Raw genomic sequence first — 20,297 nt, 5'->3', positions numbered from 1 at the left:
TAAATCCGTACGTGAAAACAAATACTCTTCAGCTATTCCGTTCTCAATTTGGACAACTCTTGCTCAGCTCGGTGTCTTGCCACGTTATAAGAAGGCCATGAGCGATCTGATGTATCCATATCCAGATATGCTTGACGTTCCAGCATTTCCCTCTTGAGATCCGGATACTCCTCCTGAGCAAACTCTCGAAGTAACGGAACTGCATCTGCCGGTAGACTCGCCAGATAGGTTGCATCAATATTGCCAGTCTGATGATAACGTTCAATATTCAGCTCGGCAATCCTTTTATCCATGCCCACATAGTTGACTGCAACATAAGCTGTGAGCGCCAGCACAATATACCAGCGAATCAGCGGTATTGACGTGTACCGTATACGAAGGCCAGCAATCAGCAACAGGAGTGCAAGGAAGATCATAAATGCGTGTACCAGGAAGCGGATGTACGTATATCCATATGCCTGCTCATAAAGATTTAGGCGCATAAACGCGGAATACAACATAATTGCTGAACAACTGACCAGAATCAGGAGCAATACCTGATGCACGATGGAACCCGCTTTGCCACTCGAACGGGTATACTGCAAAGCAACAATAAGAATAAAGAAGTTAATACCTGTGACGAGAATTAACTCTGCGAATCCACTTCTCGCATAGTCTGCGTAAGACAGATCTACCGGAAGATGCCCCTCTCCTGCACCAAACAGATACGAAAACTGTACAAGTACAAACAAAACGTACACACAGTTAATGACAACCAGCATCGTCCCTACAACGATGGGGTCCAATCTGAATGGTTCCCGCTGAACTGGAGTGCGTTCGGGCTCGGGTGTAATCTTATTCGTAACCTTACCTTCAGTGGCCGGGTCCACAGGAGAGAATATATAGGTGTGGTCACGCTTATCAACCGTGGATGCAGCTCCATTTTTCCAATGTGCGTTCTCTCTCTTCTCTGCCTCATATTGCATTGGCTGTACAAATCCCCATACATAACCGAACAGCAATACACCCACAATGACAATCCAGATGATTCTTGGTATCCCTGGAGTAAAAGCCAATTGATTCAGCCACTCCGGAAAACCGGCTAAATACTGATCAAAGACCCCGTCAGCGGAGGATAGTAATGCAACGACTACAATGAGGATAGGCAAGGACGCCACAAGACCAATGAGCACTTTGAACACAACTGTTTTCTGGGATTTGCCCATGCCACGCCCGCCTGCTCTCACAGCAGTGGCAGCAACAGTCCCCCAATGACGTATGGCTTGAGGCAGCAAGTGGTCAATAGCCGTACCAATCAAACCAATCTCCCACCACTGCTTCTGTTTTCTGCCCATCAGATACGTCATATGTAAGATAACTACGCCGGGTACAACCAGAAAATTAAGAACATACAGCAGTTCATTATCGTATAACAGGAACGTTAGCGACAACAATAGCACTACAGCCGCTACAAAAGCATCAATGAACTTGAAAGACCTCATGCGGTCCCGTGCAAACAGATACATGAACACATAAAAGAGAATTACAAAAATAGGATACGATACGCCAATCTCATTACCATAGAATAAATACTGATGAATGATTGCCAGCATCCATGCGGACAGTAGCGTGATTAGAGCGCGTTGCGGTGAAGCCATTATTTTATCAATCATGGGAAAAACCTCCATTAACCTTTCTATGCTATATTCTAGATGATAAAATAGGAATATAAATAGAAATTAAAATCGACAAAACTTCTTATTTTAGAGGAATACGTCAGAGTTCACCTCCAGGAGGGAATCAACACTTGAAATTACATCAGCAATATCTGCTGTTGCATCGTCATTACGGCCACCATACAGAACATGAACTTACACTCGCCGATCTCGCTGAGTTGCTAAATTGTACGCACCGCAATACGTTAACGATTGTCAAAAAGATGGTTACCCATGATTGGATTCGTTGGGTTTCCCAGCGTGGCCGGGGTCGGCGTTCTTCACTGACCTTGCTTGTTCCGGCTGATCAAATCGCCGCAGAATATATGATGCAGGCCATGAATCGCCGGGAGTTGCAGGAAGCTGCAGAGCAGGTGAGCGCATTCTCCAGTTCAACAATCATGCAGGATCATCTAAACCAGTGGTTGCTCGGGTATTCGGGACATCATACAGAAGCCGGCACCAATAATGAGCAGATTGATACGCTTCGATTGCCTCTGCGCCAACAGCTTCATGCGCTTGATCCGCTGTACATTAATCTATTGGCTGAATCCTTTGTTACCAGCCATGTCTTTGACGGGTTAGTTCAGCGGGGTGAACAAGGAGAGATTCTTCCCTGTCTGGCTCATACCTGGGATGTCAGTGCAGACCGAAAGACCTGGATCTTTTATTTGCGAAAAGGTATTACATTTCACGATGGTCAGATGCTGACGGCCCATGATATTGTGCATACGTTTGAACGGCTGCAATCTACAGATCGCCGGACACTGTACCGTGATGTAAGCAAACAGATTCTATCTATTGAAGCGGTCGATTCCTTAACCGTGTGTTTCCAGCTTAAAAATCCTCATGAATTGTTTTTGTCCTTCCTGACAACAAGTCGTGCGGCGATTGTACCCTCACCCGGAACACACGAACAGAAGATGAAGCATTCCGGTGATGTGCATGGGATGCAAAAACCTGTCGGGACGGGGCCGTTCAAGGTCACTGCCTGGGATGATCACTTGTGCAGACTTGAAGCCTTTTCATCGTATTTTCAGGGTAGAGCACATATGGACCGGGTAGATATCCTGCAAATTCCGTGGAGTGCCTCGGCCAAAATGGACGATAGCCAAGATATCGAAACTCCGTTCTTTCATCTTGTTCATAATCCGTCTTCGTCTACGGGTGCAGACTGGACACAGATTAGTGCAGGGGTGATGGTTCATAAATTGCTCACGTGTAATACGCAAAAAGCCGGACCGTTAAACGATCCGGAAGTAAGAGCACACCTTCAGTTATGCCTTGCTGGAATGTATAGAGATGATGGAACTGCAGAAGACTCTGAGGTCGTTGTGTCTGATTTTAGTACGGTGAATACCAAGAAAGTCCAGGCCCACTCGGAGGGATTTAGCGATATATCGATAAGTTCCGTATCCTCCAGTCCCATCTCCCTGCACATTGCAACCATTCCACAATATCGCAGGGATGCCCAACATCTGGCGTCCATACTGGAGCAGTGCGGTTTCTCTTGTACCGTCCGTACCGCTACAATGGAGCAGTTCAAAGGAAATCTGCGGTTGGAATCTGATCTGATTCTCTTCTCGCTCATTCGGGACAGGGACGAAGAACTGCGCAGGTATGATCTCTACTCCACGTTGTCTGAGCATTTGGAAGATTCTGCTCGCATAGCGATTCATAAGATTTTGCAAACCATCGTCGCCTCTCCCATCGCTGCGGATCGAACTCGTGAATTAGACCGCATTGAGCAATTTTTGGTCAGCCAGAACCTACTGTTCCATTTATCTGAAAAACCGGTAGAGACGGCTTATCTGCCTTCGGTGCGTGGTCTATCTTTCAACAGCCAGGGCTGGGTGAACCTGCGTCATATCTGGTTTCCTTCTGACGCACGAGCACATCAGTCTGATTAAACATCGTATTATATGACTTATACCATCCGATCACGTATCTTTTTTTATTTTGACATGGTCGTGATCGGCTCTCCCTGTTTGCTTCTCAATGAAATAGTATCTTTACGTCGATATACTCCAAGCAGTAAACCCACCATGGCGTATTCTAAGATCACATGAGAACCAAATCCAATAAAAGGGAAAGTAACGCTGACAATCGGAACCTTTCCGGTAGTCATCGCCAGCGAGTAAAGCATTTGCAATGCAAACATCATTGTAATACTAAACACGATCATACGACCAAATTCATCGAGTACACGAGGTAGCATTTTCAGCATACTAGTAAGAAACCATACGATTCCAAGCAACAGCATTATGCCTGCTAACCAACCAAATACATCAATAAGCATTACACCGGGATAGTCCATATAAAATCCTGTAAAGTGGTCCAAAGACGTGTCAGAACCGTTTCCCCACCATCCGGCAGAATGAAGAATATTCATAATCGTTTGGTTATAGTAACCGTTTCCTAGCGGATCATTCTGGAGATCCAACACAACAGAGAGTCTCTCAAACCGCCTGTATTCACCATTCAAAAACAACTGTATCATAGTGACACTTCCCGTAATTGCAGCACCCACGAACGTATAAAACCATTTTCGTGTAATCCAGGCAAACAAGATAATAGTTGCCGTTCCGAATGGAAACAATCGTACCCAATCTGAAGCCTGAAACAGGCTAAAAGACGGCAAAGCCACAAGAAGAATATACGTTGAGACAGATTGTACATCGCACTTATTACGCAGCTTATCCATCATAATCGCACCTATGGCAAGGGGCAATACCCACATGGATATCGTCGTAAGATCAATTGTTAACCCAAATATGCTCCAGAACCGTTGTACACCATAATCAAACGGTGATACCAGGGGATTAATCCACAACATTCCACTTAACAAAATATAGATCCACCAGGCAGATTTTTTCCATTTTTGATAATCAAAATACATCAAAAACACCATCAGCACTAAACCAACAATAGTGTAGAGCAAATGACTTTTATACAAAAACTGAAACTTTTCAACTGAGATATTTGTCGTATAAATCCACATCAGCAGCAGGCTTACTATTAGCAAACTGGCAATTCCCGTTAACAGCGCCCAATGCATACGATGACGATGCAATCGGTGCATACTCTTGCCCACTACTGCAGGATCGCCCATCTGTTCAATGGCATATGCAATTGCTTCTTCCTCTGTATAACCTTCTTGTTCTTTATCCAAAATCATCTCTTCCATGTGGTTTCCCAACTCATCACGCAGGTCGTTATGTACTTCGCGAGCTTTAACCTGAACACACATGTGATCAAGATAATGCTGAATTCGCTCATGTCGATTCGTCATGTCAGGCCTCCTTCCCCAAGCACCCGATCCACAGCTCGACGGAACAAATTCCACTCTGCTTTTTTACTTTGTAAGGCCTCCATCCCCTTGTCACGAATCGAATAATATTTCCGTTTACGGCCTTCGACCTCCATCCAGTACGACTCTACCCAACCTTCAATCTCCATGGCATGCAAAATAGGATATAACGTGCCCTCTTTCAGATTAAACACACCCTCAGATTGACGATGTAGTTCCTTAATTAATTCATAACCGTACAATGGTCGTTCCTGAAGCAAGGTCAGAATCAATGTCTCGGTACTGCCTTTAATCATTTGTTTGTTAACCTGCAACGCGCTCACTCCTTCCTTTCCACATACATCGGAAACCTATGCATAGAACAACTAGGTATGATATTACCTTATCCTTCCTTTTCTGTCTAGCCAACAAGCTTCTTTATTTATGTTAAAATAAACAAGTCCTTTCATTCATGAACTCTAATGATGAATCTATATATTCGTGTATTTTTTAATTACAGATACTATTTTTTCAATACAATTAAGGAGGTATTACATTCATGAGCAAACTAATTTTCTTTCTCGGCGGAGCCGGAAGTGGCAAGACCACACTTGCCAAAGCCCTTTCCCGTAAACATAAAGCTGCTTTCTTCGATATGGATATTCTGCTTCGTCCTGCGGCTGAGGCAATCATGACCCTTCAGGGACTTGACCCATCTGACCGAGATTCGCCTGAATACAAAAGGTTGTGCCGTGATCTTGGGTACCGCATTACGATGGATGCTGCTCTGGATAACGTTCAGTTGGGTATCGATACCATCGTTGTAGGACCCTTTACCAGAGAAATTGGAACCACCGATTGGATTGCTCAGGAACTTGCACAGATCGGACGTACCCTGGATGATACGGATGTTCGTGTGGCCTATATTTATCTGGAGAATGAAGCGTTGTATCACAAACGGATTACAGCGAGACAATCTCCACTAGATGATTGGAAACTCGCAAACTGGGATGCCTTTACAGCTTCTCTCATCCGAAAAGAAGTAGCCTGGCCGCTCCCTGCTTCATCCGTCGCTTATATTGACAATTCCAGTGATGATCCTGCGATTGCCTATGCTGAACTTGAACGACGGATGTACGAGTAAAAAGAATGACACGCTAACGAATCTCAGGCACCTTATTACCTGGTTTGGACTAACATGAAAATTCTAACGAACCTCAGTAACGCTAAACTGGATCTAACAAATGAAAATAGGCAAAAATGTACTACACACGAAGAGATAAGGTGTCTCAGATTCCTTACGATTTCAATCTGACTCATATGCGTGGAATAGGGTGCGTCAGGTTCGTTAGCTTTCCAAAGAGTGCCCAGCAAAGAAGCCAATTGTGCGCAAAAATGCTTCTGAATGCTATTCGAATGTGATCTGAATGAAAGCTGTACACCGATCACATATACATATCTAACAATATCAAAAAAAAGGGATCCGTCTCACCAAGCCTAGCAGGCCGATGAAACCGATCCCTTTTTCCATTAAACATCCCCGCACACATGGGATAGCCGATACCTTCTACTCCAATTGGACGTCAGATATCTGCCGAGAAGAATACTTCACATTCCTCCGTCACCCTACCATTCACCTATCCATGCACTTAGCATAAAATAGACCAATCTGCCTATCCGCGCTGACGCGCAGCATGACGTTCAGCAATACGGGCCGTGATTATTCCGTGACTCTCATCGATCTCGTCCGGTGTACACGCGGCTTTTAACTCATATACTTTCACCGGAGAACGGTCGATAATATCCAAAAACGAATCAAAAAATGTCATGTCTTTACTATGAATGTATGGACACCAATGATCTGCCAGCCCTACGGTTTCATGAATATGCACACCAACCACGTGATCAATCAACGCGTTAGCCTCACGTACATTGTCATACAACCCCATTCGATCCATCATCATGCCGTGACCAATATCGTACCAGAGACCAAGCGGAGCGCCCTTCATTTGTCCAATAATTGTTCCTGCTTCGTTCAAAGTCGGCATCTGATAACAGCGTGAACGGGTCTCAATACCGAAATTCACCCCGTATCCTCGCTGCTCAGACAAGTCACATACCTCTTCTAGGCTCTCCTGAATCCGTCTCAGGTAATGTGCGCTGCCATCTTTCCGCTTCTCCAGCATCTCTTGCCATAAAGATTGATATGCAGGTGAATCCGGTCCTTGATCGTGGTATATCTTTTTCAACGCTTCATCTATGTTGTATTCAAACGGAACCTCACCCGGATGTACAACAACAGCCTTGGCCCCATAACGATGTGCGTACTCGGCTGAGCGAAGTAACAGTTCAATCGCCCGCTTGCGGCGCGGTTCATCATCGAATCCGAGCAGGACGGAATCCGTCCCGTAATCTGGATCAGCCACATGCGGGAATGTATTATGCACACTGGATACACCGATCTCTCCCCGTTCAATCATCGGTTCTATCGTCTGTTGCATCTCTTCCGTAACGTTGTAATTCAATTCCACCTGTCTGAACCCAAGAGACTTGATCTCTTCAATCATGCCTTGTCCGGTCGTATGACGTTTGATATTCCAACATGTTGAAAACGAATATTCCTGCTTGTCCGTATACATGATTGGTCCTCCTGTCTCTCATTCTATCGCCCATTCATATTCCATTAATCTCTCTATCTACCTCTACTATTCATTCCTCTATCCGTTGTTTTCACGGAGAGTCAATTCAAATCTCATCTTGTTCGCAGTTTTCCCAGGCACATAACGATAGATGATCTCCGCATGATTCACGTACATTAATACGGATGGTTCAGGCGCTTCAGCCTTCACGATACACGTAAGTCCAGGGAACTGCCATAACGCTGGTGTAATGTCCTGCTGACGGAGGGATGGCCCTCTGATTTCAAAATAAACATCGATCTCTTCCGCCGTATCCAGCTCCACATCAATGGTTAACGAATCTGGCGTGAGATCCACGTCAAACGTCACTCCGCGCAGATGACTGTTCCACCCCTCGCCTACCTCACGGCGGATCAAGCGAAGATAATAACGCTCCCCCATCTCTGTCTGCCAGTGGATCGTGGCTGGATGCATCTGGCCGTTGGTATTCACACTTCCCGACATGGCACCAATCATCCGGTCCTCACCAATCCAGGCTTTGGCCGTACATAGATTCCGATTGGACGTTGGATCATTGCGCTCACACAGTTCCATGAACTGTTTCTGCACAAGCCGATCCTCTTGATGAGCCTTGAAATACGGCACGGCTTCCGCGGGCACATCTACCCCAAGGAGCGCAATCAGTGGATCATGGCCTGACTCACAGTTGATTCCTGCCAGATATTCATACCCTTCTCCAAGCAAGAGATAGATAAATACACCGATTGAACTATGCTCTCGCATCTCCATGTCGTACGCCCGAGAGAATGGGCCGGAGAGATTTTCGAGGTTGGCATTATAATATAGCGCAATGTTATTCCACAGCCCATGTTCAATTCGGTGTCCAATTTCAAGTAAACGTTTGGTGACTCCGTACTTTCGATACATACCAAGCACGGAGAGATCCACCCCGTAATACGTTGTTGTATTGAATTCAGCGAATGTCCCGTCGTACTGTTCAAACTCCTTCATCAATCCCTCCGCCTGTTCATCCGAATGCTGAATCCATTCTGTTCGGTTCAAGCGATGGCCGTAGTAGTGGGTAATGAAAATATGCATTAACTCAATATTGGTGTTCATGGGGATTACGTCAGATAACCTGCGTTCTATTGACCCTTGAACAGCCAATGCCATGGCATGGTCCATCCGTTTCATGAGTGTCTCCGGTATAAGTTCAGCGAATTCAGCAGTTACGACCACACAGACACAAGCGATAAACTCGCGCCAGTTGGGATCATAGCTGATCCAGACCGGTGGCAGAATCTGATTCACTGCCGAATGAAAAAGGCGTTTCAGTTGTTTGGAATCTGCCGCCTCTGTGAGCAGAGATCCATCTTCCTGTAGTTTATGGATAAACTGCGCAGACACCTTCTCAAAGGTGCGTTCCAGGAAATAGGCCGTGCCTGGCGCAAAAGATTTCCAAGCATAGTGACCCGCTGGTGGATGCACATCAGTTGGCCGGGTCGCGAAGGTTCCGTGATAGATCTCATCCGGAGCGTCATATTGAACATCGAGCACCTTGTGGAACACTTGTATCGCGCGTTCCACATCACCAGGCTCATTTCGAATCAACAACCCAAGCGCATAATGTGCACTGGCTCGTGTGCTGTGCTGCGATGAATCCTCTTCTTCAAAACTCCGAAGCAGATCCAGTTCCTTATCATAGAAGCTATCCATCATCGTCATGGACTGGTTTACAAGATACTGCTGCTCTTTCGACATCTTTTCTACCATTCGTTGTGTCATGTCATGCGCCCTCCCGAGACTATAGGTGCGTGTTCAAAAAGATCAGTTTTCAGTACCAAGAAGATGGAATTAAGCTAGAAATGGAGTAGCGGAGCGTAGGACAACTACGCGAGCAACTACAATGTTTCTGAAGGAAACATACTTCGTAAGCATCAACCTATTTCGGCTAAATTTCATATTCGATACTGATGATGCCACTAGGCATCATTCGTAATCAAAAGTGAACTTTTTGAACAACCTCTATTAACCTTTTACAGCACCTACCATTACGCCACTGATAAAGTACCTCTGCAACCACGGATACACAAGCAAGATCGGTAAGGTTGAGAAAATAACGCTGGCTGCTTTCAGACTCTCAGGCAGGACTTGAACGGCACCAATGCCTTCGTTCTGCATCAGTTCTGTAATCTGGTTTTGCTGAATCATCTGATACAATTTCAATTGCAAAGGGTAAAGCTCAGGCTTGGTGATATACATCAGTGCATCCTGGAAACCATTCCACCGTCCTACTGCGTAGAACAGGCTCAGTGTCGCCATAACCGGAAGGGATAGCGGCAAAATAATACGCATAAGTGTTCCGAAGTGGCTGCTTCCATCAATGCCCGCCGCTTCTTCGAGACTTTCGGGAATCCCTCGGAAGAAGGTGATGAGGATAATCATATAGAATGGACTAATCAATCCAGGCAGAATAAGTCCCCATGTGCTATCGAGTAGATGCAGATTTTTGATCAGAATGTACTCGGGAATAATGCCCCCACTGAAGAACATCGTCACCACAATGACAAGCATGAACCACTTACGCCCTTTCAGATTACTCTTCGCCAGTGGATAAGCTGCTGCAATGGTCATCGCCATGCTTAACACCGTACTCAGGACGGTCAGCCAGATCGTATAGATCAGGGAACGAATCATCGATCCATCTGCAAATACTTTGGTATACGCCTCAAAGGATAACTCTTTGGGAAAAAAAGAAACTTCTCCTGAACCGATCGCCCGGTTTGAGCTGAGCGAGATCGCAATAATATGAATGAATGGTGCAAGACACAGCACCATCGTAATGATAATAAGAATGACGTTTACCGTGTTGAATATTCGATTCGCCGTGTTTTCAGACATCTCACTCACTCCTTACAGATCATATGTGAATCAAATCCACTACATAATGCTCTCATCGGTCAATTTCTTGGACGTATAGTTTGCTCCGAGTATGAAGACAAGTCCAACTAATGCCTGGAACAAACCTACAGCTGTTGCGAGCGTGACCTGACCGGATTGTAAACCGACACGATAGACAAACGTGCTGAGCACATCCGAGTATTCACGTACAGCCACATTTCCGATAATAAATGGTCGGTCGAACCCGATAGAGATCATGTTGCCGACATTGATGATCAATAAGGTAACAATCGTTGTTTTGATGCCTGGCAAGGAGATGTGCCAGATTCTGCGTAGCCGACTTGCTCCATCCACTTCTGCCGCTTCATACAGTTCACGGTTAATCCCTGTCAGAGATGCCAGATACAGAATCGTACCCCAGCCTGCACTCTGCCACACACCTACCGCAAGATACGTAAAGAGCCAATAGTTTTTGTCTGAAAGGAAAGGTAATGGATCAAATCCCATGCTCATCAAGATATTGTTAATGAAACCCGATTGTGTACCAAATACTTGAAGTACGATCCCTCCAATAATGACCCACGAAATAAAGTGAGGAATGTACAGTAAAGTTTGTGCCAGTTTTTTGAACCAAGCCTTTTTAAGCTCGAACAATAAGATGGCCAATATAAGCGGCGCCGGGAAGGAAACCAGTAGATCCAGCATGTTTAGCACTAACGTGTTGCGTAATGCCGTGTAAAATCCCTGATTTTGAAACACTTCTCTGAATGCATCCATGCCAATCCACTCACTACCGGAGATCCCTTGAAAGAAGTTAAAGTCCTTGAACGCAATCTGCACGCCATACATTGGCCCATACTTGAAAATAATGAAGTAGATCATGGGCAGTAGGAGCAACGCATATAGTTGCCAGTTTCTGCGGAAATAGATGCTTGTTTTCATAAACCTTCCCCCCATGTCATTCAGGATTCTTCATCAAGGCGATGTTACCATCGCCCTAATGAAATCCCTGTTCTTTGTTGTCATACACATTAGATGTGATCTCTACTCTACTTATTTCATCGCTTTGTAAGCTTCTGTACGTTCATCCAGGATCGCTTGACCACCGCTTGCCATGTAGTCTTTCATCATGCTGTCATACGTGGCTTCAAAATCAGCGGGTTTGGAAATGGTTGTTTTCACGAAGAACTCCATGAATTTGTCTTTCAAGCCGTTACCGTAACGTGCTTCTGCATCAATCGGCTTGGAGAAACGTACCGGTTGAATCGTGTCCGTGTTGGAAATTGCTACCGACTTGCGCATGTCATCCCGATACTTCGACTCTACCTGTACGACATAAGCCTCTTCATTTTTCTTGTCATCCCCAACGTATTTACCATTAACGATAATGGCAATGTCACCGGAATTATAGATACGACCTGCGATTTCAGGTGAAGCATCATCTTTGATCAGTGGTACACCATCCACGAGCTCATAGTTCTCATTTTCAACACCGAATTGCAGGTCGAACAGGTTGTTGCCCGAAGCCATCCAATCCAGATACTTCATCGCTGCTTCCGCATTTTTGCTCGATTTTGGAATCATGACATACATCGCATTGGGAGCATATGCCGGTTTGGCAAATTTGCCTTCGGAGTTCTTGAATGCATCAATCGGTGTGATCACTGCACCAGGTTTATTGGTTTGCAAGTTTTTGTACGTACCGGAGATGTAAATCTCCCCTGCATCTTCGGTGTAGAATCCAACTTTGCCGTTAGATACATCTTCCCACAGCTTTTTCTTGTCTTTATCTAGTCCAAAGTCCTTGCTCATTAATCCTTCATTATAAAGTGTGTTCATATATTTCAGAGCGTCTTTGAAACCAGGCAACAACGTTGGATAGTCATTGGAACCCAGTTGTTGTGTTAACGTATATTTTTGTTCTTCCGTCAGTGGTTCAATGAATGACCAGATGAGTGGTTCATATTGAGCCGAGGCAATCGACATCCCCATTGGGATAAGTCCTGTGCCAACCTTACCCGGATCTTTTTCCTTAAAGGCCTTCAGTGTTGTATGCAGCTCCTCAGCTGTCTCAGGGGAAGGCAATCCGAGCGCGTCCAGCCAGTCCTGACGAACATAGGATGCATACTTGCCAAGTACAAGACGTTTACCTGGAACCGCGAACTGTTGTCCATCATATTGACCGTAGGCCAGCGTTTCATCTCCCAGGAACTTCTTCAGGTTAGGACCGCTTTGATTGATCAGATCCGTAAGTTCAGTCAGACCTCCTTGCTCTGCATATCGGTTGAATGTTCCCGAGTCGTAGGTAAATACGATATCAGGTACTTCAGAGCCACTCGCCATCAGAACGTTAAGCTTCTGTACTTCCTCCGAACGTGGTACCGGAACAAACTGAACATCAATGTTGTTTGGATCACCAAACTTCTCTTGTATGAAGCGAGTCAGATAACTGTCCGAAATGGTGTAGCCCGCCGGAGTATTTCCGCGGTCGAAGATTTCTACTTTCAAAGTTGTTTTTTCCCCCGAACCCGACGCTTCTGATGAAGATGCAGATTCGCTTCCTGATGAACATGCGGATAATAATAGAGTGAATGCTGTTACCACTGCGAGGATTGAACTTGCCTTGCCCGCCTTACGTCTTTGAAATAATCTCATTTGACCTTTCCCCTTTCGCACACTCTCTGAATGAATTCACATGATTGCCACTCCACTTTGTTCAGCCCATTTTGTTGCACCTGTGAATGTCACCAATCATTACATATGAGCTGTTATTTAGACAATAAACTATTTTCAAAATGTAAAATTCACGTTTTTTAAGTTAAATACCGCGATATATAAACATATTTCCTGACAATATACAATTTTCACGACACCTATGTTAACTATATTAACATAATATGTTGTGTTATGGTCGATTTCTCATACCCAATCTGGCATCACCCATCTTGCAATAATCCTTTTTCCATAGAATCTCTCTTCAAAAAATGAAAAAGAGACCACATCTTATGTGATCTCCTTGTTTAACAACACGTGTAGAACGACTCGACGCACTAATTCCTCGGCGGAAGATTAAACTTCACTTGACCAAACAACGTATCGATGGCATTTCCCGCAAATTGATCGATAACATGTTCGTTGTTCGTATCCGTATGTTCCAAAATCAATACATTATACTTCTCATCATAATGCATTCCGCCCAAAATAAATCGTACAGGAGTGTTCTGAGCCGCCCCTGCCTTCGAAATGGCCTGAATAAGTTCAGATTCATGCCTTTGTTGACTTGTCTTGTAGGTACCAACAGGTATAGTTATCGTATATGACGAGTCATCTACATGAAATGTAAATGTGTTGTTGTTTTCTGTAATGGTAACCCCTTTACTGATATCTACTGACCCCCATACTTGCTGTCCGTGTTTGTACATCATCTTCACTCCTGCCCTATTAATCTATGAATTGTCATAATGCTAGTATAGGACATTCGTAAAATTCCATAACAACATACCAGCTACACTGGCCTAAGATCGTTGTTGAACATCCAAAAAATCTCCTGCAAAGGACGATAAGGGAAAAACCTTATTGCCTCATTCAGGAGATTTCATTGGTATCTCTAAGATTATTGGATTTCACCCGATACTCGGATGTTCTAACACGTGCAATACCGTTATTGATCTCCTTGTTTTCCACTCTGCTTGCGGTAGTCTCCTGGTGTCACGCCCATAATCCGTTTAAATACTCTGCCAAAGGAGATGGCATTGGCATAACCCACTTGCAAAGCAATATCCTGAACAGCCATATCGGATGCAGACAACAGACGACAGGCCTTTTCGACCCTCAGTTTCACCAGAAAATCAACAAACTTCATCTCAAACTCTTCCTTGAACAGATAACTTGCATATTTGCCCGAGATTTGGAACCGATCACTCAGATGTTTCAGCGACAGATCCGGATCATCAAAATGCTCTTCAATATAAATCCGCAGCTCATTGATCATCGCACGATGACTTTTCGTTTCATTTACGGATACATAATTGCGGTAGACCTCTTTAAGCCACTCCTGCAAAATCTCTTGAATCCCCTCCAGTGTCTCCACCTGCTGGATATCACTGCGAAGACGAGTCAGGATTTCCTCGGCAAATTGGCTTTGCAACCGCTCAGACAGCTCCCCGAATTCACGGGACAACATCTGGATTAACGCCTGCAGCAACATGCGAATATCGTTATCTGTAATCTGATCTTCGCTGAACGCAACAAACATCTGGTCCAGCTGCGTCCGCCAACCATCACCGGTTAGTCTGAATTCACGGACAAAGTCTGCGAGCATCTGCAAATACTTGTACGATTGCAGCTCAATACGATCCGGCAGTTGCTCACTGAGAACGATGGCATCTTTACCCAGGGTAAGTCTATGCTGCAAACCCGCATCTGCACTCGCATAGGAACGAGTAATCTCCTCCCAGCCCGATACGGTTCGTCCAATCCCGAACGTAAACCGGAGGCGGAAATTTTCCGCAATCCACATATGCATCTGTTTAGCCAGATCCATAAGCAATTCACGGTCCAGTCCTTCATGCTCATCCGACGCAATCACCACAATAAGCCTGCGGTTCCCAAACCATTCAGCCCAACCACCGAATTGAGTCTCGTTCTGCACAAGTTCTTCCACTACGTTCATGAGCGCAATCTTCAGAATATTCTGATTGGTCGAGAGATCGTCACCATTCATCTCCGCAATGAGGACAGCAACACTCTTCGGTTCCATGAATCGTTCCTCTAGCGGTTGCAGATGGCGAAGTCGCTGACGGAACGAATCCATTCGCTCTCCTTCCATCAGATCAACAAGCAACTGTCTGCGATGAATCAGCAGGTTTTCATGATGCTGTTTCTCATAGTCAACCGTTTGAGCTATCAGATGTTCGAGCGCACGGTCGATGAGAGCCAGTTCATCCTTAACGGATGGAGCTGCTTCATCCTCCTCGGCACGTGGCTGTAACGCCTGAATTCGATTCATGATGAGCTGGATGGGCCGCGTATTTCTGCGCGTAATGTAGATTAGTCCCGCCACTGCACCAACAATCGTTAATAATCCAATACCGATCCACACATAAGAGACGAGTGATACCCATGAATACAGCTGTCCGGATTGAATGCCGCTCTCAAAGACCAGACCAAGCTTGTCCGCAGTCACACGATTAAGGATTTCACCTGCAGAAGGGTCCATTTGATGCGCGGTATAGATCAGATTGTCGCTCTTATCCCGAACCTGAAGAACAGATAACTTTTCATTGGTCATGTTATCAATCTGCCGTTCTACTGCATACATGCGGATGGTAATGACTAGCAGACCTTCCCCGCCCCACGGCAAAGGAAGCCACTTATTCATGCTAATCACCTGTGAAGGTACGTCGAAGGAACGTTCCTTATAATCACGTGGCAAGTTCCAACCAAGATTCTCCCGATCTTTCAAGGCTTGCTCAATATAGGCACGGTCTTCGAAGTCTTCCAAGCGCATCATACCTCTAGGCGTAAGGATCTGGGAATCCGACATGCGATAGAGATAAATGGATTGAATCATATCCTGCTGATCCAGCATCCGTCCCAGCCCGCTTGCCGCATCATAGATGAACTGACTTGATAATTGTCCCTGTCCAGCTTCCAGAAAGCGACTATATGTCTTGTTCGCACCAATGTCTTCAAGCAACCGAAGTTCAATGTCGCTTAGCGAGCGTTCCAATGTATCCACGATATAACGGGTGGAGATCATGTCGGCTTTTTGCGTTTCGTTACGTGAGAGTTCGTTGACAATCAGGAAGGAGAGAAAGATCAGAATGGAAATCGTAAGCAGAAAAATAGGGAAATAGGAATACATCAACTTGGTGTGCCAATTCCGCTTCAGATTTACTTTCATAGGCTCCAACTCCTTCCATCTCTATTCTAATGAGTATGCTCTTCTCTGTTCTTTGGCCTGTCTGCTGACAATATACAGAATCACTGATCCTAGTGCCGCACTAATCGTGCAAGCCAGATACATCAGTGATGGACCGCCGGAATCGAGTAAATATCCGTTAAGCATATTACCAACAATTCCGCCCAATCCGGCAAATACCATGTTAAATAAACTTTGTCCTGTAGCCTGCATCTCTCGTCCCGTAACGGAAGCTACATATTCCACTGCTGCGATATAGAAGAATCCGAAGGATAACCCATGCAGCACCTGAACGCCAATCATGACCTCAGGCGTCGGCCATAGCCATTGTATCCCCCAACGTAACATATACGCCCCGGCTGCAAGCAGCATCGTCCGTTCATGTCCCCATTTTCGGAGTATGAATGCTGCTGCCAACATGGATGGAACATTGGTAATCGACGCCAGCAACAGTGCTGTACCCGTCATGGTCACAGAACCGCCAGCCATCTGAAATGAAATAACAAAAAAGGAGTTAAACGCAGTGAGCGTTTGGTTAACCAGGAAACAACCTGTTAGAAATAGAAGGAATGTCCGGTTTCGGAGCAATCTTGCCAAACCTACGGAGAAGGTTACCGAGGACGAGGAGATACTCGTCTGCCGGGGAAGTGTACTTGCCAGTATAGCGCTCAGAATGTTAAACAGGAGAAATGGCAGCCATAACATGTGAATGGAAAACTGGGAGAGATACATCCCTGCGGCAAATCCACCAACTCCCGTTCCTATGCTGCCGAAGAGTCGGATCATGCCATATGAGGTGTTTGCGGCTCTCGCGGCTGTAACCGCATAGGAGTCAGCAACGGGTATTTGAGTCACTTGGAATATAGTGCATAAAGTATAAATCAATATTAATATAAAGTACACTTGAATATTGTAGAAGTACGCTAACGACGCAGGAACAAGCAGGCTTATGACCAGGACGAACCGTGTCTTTTTAAACTTATCTACCAGAATTCCCCATATAGGTTGAAGAATAATGGATACAAGTGTGCCAAACGCCATAATAAATCCTGTTTCTTTACTGGAAAACCCTTGTGCTACGAATATGGGATTAATGTACGGGTTAAACATCCCCCCGGCAAGCCCCATAAACAGATATAGGCCCTGTAATTGGAGTAAAACACGTTTTGCATCATTGGAATCGGCTTTTGTTTTCTCTGTGTAAGCCTTCATATGTCTACTTCTCATCCGGATCTCCATCCTTTATTTCTGTAGTTGCTTCGCCTATTCTCTATTTTTATGTGCGTGTCAGACTCGATTTGATTGCAGCCAATGCCCCGATTGCTCCTGCTTTGTTCCCCAGTTCAGCTACAGCTAAAAGTGTAGGCAGAACGGTGTAGCGTTGGAGGCGCGTGCGCACTTCATTTAGATAATAGGATGGGTTGGATGCAGCCACGCCACCACCGATCACTATAATGGAAGGATTGAGTAAAGCCGTAATATTCGCCAGACCTCTAGCCATATAACGCATAGGCAGTTCCAGAATCTCAAGTGCAGCAACATCACCTGATTCGGCTGCTCTGAATACATGTCTGGCTTCAATCTGTTCCACTTCCCCTCCTGCCAGACTCATAATCAGGGATAAGGAACTCCCCTTTCCAGCAGCAAAATAACGCCTCGCCTGTTCGGTAATCCCCGTACCTGAAGTCACTTGCTCAAATACGCCAAAGGAATCCGCATCTGCAACATAACCGGTATGAAGCCCTTCGTCTCCTGCAATGAAATGCCCAATCTCACCTGCTGCTCCATTCTGGCCGCTGTAGAGTTGTCCGTTCAGGATAAGAGCAGCTCCAATGCCTGTTCCAACCGTGACCATCACACAGTGTTGATGTCCCTGCGCTGCCCCTCGATCATATTCTCCCATTGCGGCCAGATTCACATCATTGTCCAACATGATATTCCCGCTGTAATACTTCGCAATAACAGGGCGAATATCTAGCTCAGGCCACTGAAAAGCTGGAGCATTTCGCAGTATCCCCTCCTCCTGCAGAATCACACCAGGGAATCCCAAGCCTGCACCCGAAAGTTGATCCAGACTGCATCCAACTTCGCGGCAGAACGTTTCCAATTCAGCGAATAACCATCGGAAGAACTCATCCGGCTGATCACTTGCAAGCGTAGGCAAGATACGTTCATGAACTTCACTTCCAGCCTGTTGTGATGACAAGAGCATTAATGTTTTGGTGCCTCCAATGTCAATACCTGCAATCCAGCCGGATCGATCACCTCCAACCGTACCATCCTGATTGGACTGATCATCATTACTTACGTTTTTCACGGATTCTGTCATCCCTTTCCCCTCCTCACATGTTGTATATCCAATCTCTTATTCCATGGCTTCCTGCTGAAGGTTCAGCATCGTTTGTTGTATGGCTACCTGTACCGCGCCAGTGACAACAGCCTGCTCACCAAGCTTGGAACAGATTAACTGTGGTTGCACCGGGAATTGCTCAGATATAATCTGCCTCAGTAAAGGCAATAACACATCACCGTTTCCTCCTACGCCTCCGCCAAGCACAATGAGATCTGGAGCAAGCACAACGCTAATCTGCCGCAGAGCTGAAGCAATCTTCTGGCTGTATTGCTTTAAAATCTCTAACGCCTCTACTTCTCCACTACGTGCAGCTTCAAATAACTTCTCGGGAGTCAGGTGTCTGTGAAGATCATCTGTAACTACATGTCCTTTTACATCCGCATCCACATCCGAATCCGAATCAGCAACTTCCAATAGTTCATCATGCGAATTAAGATGAAGGTTCGCCAGTTGCATCAGACCATCAGCGGACAGCACTTCCTCCAGACGTCGACCATCGTCCACCAGCATCTCTGCGATCTCGCCAGTTAAGCCACCTAAACCTCGAAGCAGTTGGCCATGTACCATGATGCCAGCACCCGTCCCTGTACCAATCGAGAAAAAAACAAACAAGGGATACCCTGCTGCTGCACCACTCCGATACTCCCCAAGCGCCGCTAGATTCACATCATTTTCCAGAATTACTTCACAGGGAAAAGCTCCTGACAACGACTCTAGAGAGAAAGCTTCTTCCAGACCCGCTAACGGGTCCACAATACGATGGATACGCCCTGAATCAGGCAGCACTACGCCTGGTATACCAAACCCGATGCATTGAATCTGATCCCAATTCAGATGATTCTTATCAAGCAATTCGTTCATATGGCTTCGAAGAAGCTCCAACATCGTCGCTTCTGCTGGCTCATGAGCTTTTTGAACAACCATAGGATATGTTCGATAGGCAATGATCTCTCCATTCAGATCGGATAATGCAATCCGAATACGTGTTGCGCCGATATCTATCCCACAGACATAATAAGCCGTTTCATTGAAACGAATGAGGGTTGCTTTGCGACCCTGAGCGTTGTCAGCTCTCCCCATTTCCCTCACCAGATTACGGTCAATCAGATGTTCGATCGCCAAAGACACCGTTGGTTTACTAAGTCCGGTCTGACGGCTGATATCCGCTCTCGACATCGTTCCCTGAGTTATCAGGGCATCCATAATGAGATTTTCATTCAGATTGCGGATATACTGCGGTGTGCCAGCCATGTTATCGCCTCCTCTAATAGTTAGTTAGGTTTATTAACAAATTGATTAATTCAATATATCATCGTGCTTAGTCGGTGTACAGCTTTTTGTCATTGCACTCTTTTACTAGAAAGAACCACATCTTCACCTGTAACACAAAAGCCTAATAAAGGAATTATTATACAATAATAGACGTTTATACATTTCCGAAACAGTGACGCGGTCATAGAATACCTTATCACGATCAGGGAGGTTTTAATATGTATAG

At 45.4% G+C, this 20,297-nt stretch carries 15 protein-coding genes; 2 read left to right on the top strand and 13 right to left on the bottom strand.

Features of this window, described 5'->3' with window-relative positions:
- Window positions 1-32: 32 nt before the first annotated feature.
- On the bottom strand, window positions 33-1,652 hold the full coding sequence (locus MKY87_RS28960) for a DUF4153 domain-containing protein (RefSeq protein ID WP_340967240.1): 1,620 nt from the start codon (window positions 1,650-1,652) through the stop codon (window positions 33-35).
- Window positions 1,653-1,786: 134 nt separating this feature from the next.
- Between MKY87_RS28960 and MKY87_RS28955 the strand changes: the two genes are divergently transcribed.
- Window positions 1,787-3,604 carry an ABC transporter substrate-binding protein gene (locus tag MKY87_RS28955; protein ID WP_340967238.1) on the top strand — a complete coding sequence of 606 codons (1,818 nt, stop codon included), beginning with the start codon at window positions 1,787-1,789 and terminating at the stop codon, window positions 3,602-3,604.
- Between the two features lie 44 nt (window positions 3,605-3,648).
- Here MKY87_RS28955 and MKY87_RS28950 read toward each other — a convergent pair whose 3' ends face one another.
- On the bottom strand, window positions 3,649-4,986 hold the full coding sequence (locus tag MKY87_RS28950; RefSeq protein ID WP_340967236.1) for an FtsW/RodA/SpoVE family cell cycle protein: 1,338 nt from the start codon (window positions 4,984-4,986) through the stop codon (window positions 3,649-3,651).
- Window positions 4,983-5,318, bottom strand: a complete 336-nt coding sequence (locus tag MKY87_RS28945; protein WP_017688825.1) for a PadR family transcriptional regulator — start codon at window positions 5,316-5,318, stop codon at window positions 4,983-4,985. Before MKY87_RS28945 ends, MKY87_RS28950 begins: the two co-directional genes overlap by 4 nt.
- A gap of 224 nt (window positions 5,319-5,542) precedes the next feature.
- Between MKY87_RS28945 and MKY87_RS28940 the strand changes: the two genes are divergently transcribed.
- Window positions 5,543-6,127 carry an AAA family ATPase gene (locus MKY87_RS28940; RefSeq protein ID WP_340967234.1) on the top strand — a complete coding sequence of 195 codons (585 nt, stop codon included), beginning with the start codon at window positions 5,543-5,545 and terminating at the stop codon, window positions 6,125-6,127.
- Window positions 6,128-6,656: 529 nt separating this feature from the next.
- On the opposite strand, the gene MKY87_RS28935 is transcribed toward MKY87_RS28940, so the two are convergent.
- The 10 genes from MKY87_RS28935 to MKY87_RS28890 form a co-directional block, all read right to left on the bottom strand.
- A complete protein-coding gene (locus MKY87_RS28935; RefSeq protein WP_340967233.1) occupies window positions 6,657-7,622 on the bottom strand; it encodes a sugar phosphate isomerase/epimerase family protein in 966 nt (321 codons plus the stop codon).
- 78 nt (window positions 7,623-7,700) lie between these two features.
- Window positions 7,701-9,407 carry a hypothetical protein gene (locus MKY87_RS28930; protein WP_340967232.1) on the bottom strand — a complete coding sequence of 569 codons (1,707 nt, stop codon included), beginning with the start codon at window positions 9,405-9,407 and terminating at the stop codon, window positions 7,701-7,703.
- A gap of 243 nt (window positions 9,408-9,650) precedes the next feature.
- Window positions 9,651-10,523: a carbohydrate ABC transporter permease gene (locus MKY87_RS28925; RefSeq protein WP_062834079.1), complete on the bottom strand. Its 873-nt coding sequence runs from the start codon at window positions 10,521-10,523 to the stop codon at window positions 9,651-9,653.
- 39 nt (window positions 10,524-10,562) lie between these two features.
- Window positions 10,563-11,465: an ABC transporter permease gene (locus tag MKY87_RS28920; RefSeq protein ID WP_340967230.1), complete on the bottom strand. Its 903-nt coding sequence runs from the start codon at window positions 11,463-11,465 to the stop codon at window positions 10,563-10,565.
- 111 nt (window positions 11,466-11,576) lie between these two features.
- Complete coding sequence (locus tag MKY87_RS28915) at window positions 11,577-13,178, bottom strand: extracellular solute-binding protein (RefSeq protein WP_340967228.1); 1,602 nt, start codon at window positions 13,176-13,178, stop codon at window positions 11,577-11,579.
- 395 nt (window positions 13,179-13,573) lie between these two features.
- Entirely contained in the window at window positions 13,574-13,948 is a 375-nt protein-coding gene (locus MKY87_RS28910) for a hypothetical protein (RefSeq protein ID WP_340967227.1), read from the bottom strand.
- A gap of 236 nt (window positions 13,949-14,184) precedes the next feature.
- Complete coding sequence (locus tag MKY87_RS28905) at window positions 14,185-16,428, bottom strand: helix-turn-helix domain-containing protein (protein ID WP_340967226.1); 2,244 nt, start codon at window positions 16,426-16,428, stop codon at window positions 14,185-14,187.
- A gap of 21 nt (window positions 16,429-16,449) precedes the next feature.
- On the bottom strand, window positions 16,450-17,658 hold the full coding sequence (locus tag MKY87_RS28900) for an MFS transporter (protein WP_340967225.1): 1,209 nt from the start codon (window positions 17,656-17,658) through the stop codon (window positions 16,450-16,452).
- 64 nt (window positions 17,659-17,722) lie between these two features.
- Window positions 17,723-18,775: an ROK family protein gene (locus tag MKY87_RS28895; RefSeq protein ID WP_340967224.1), complete on the bottom strand. Its 1,053-nt coding sequence runs from the start codon at window positions 18,773-18,775 to the stop codon at window positions 17,723-17,725.
- Window positions 18,776-18,811: 36 nt separating this feature from the next.
- Window positions 18,812-20,050, bottom strand: coding sequence for an ROK family transcriptional regulator (locus tag MKY87_RS28890; protein ID WP_340967223.1), 1,239 nt, complete (start codon window positions 20,048-20,050; stop codon window positions 18,812-18,814).
- Window positions 20,051-20,297: the final 247 nt, after the last annotated feature.

Source organism: Paenibacillus sp. FSL R7-0198, from assembly GCF_038000415.1.
Taxonomy (GTDB): Bacteria; Bacillota; Bacilli; order Paenibacillales; family Paenibacillaceae; genus Paenibacillus.
The sequence above is the reverse complement of the archived record's forward strand: the minus strand, read 5'-3'. Positions and strand labels throughout refer to the sequence as shown.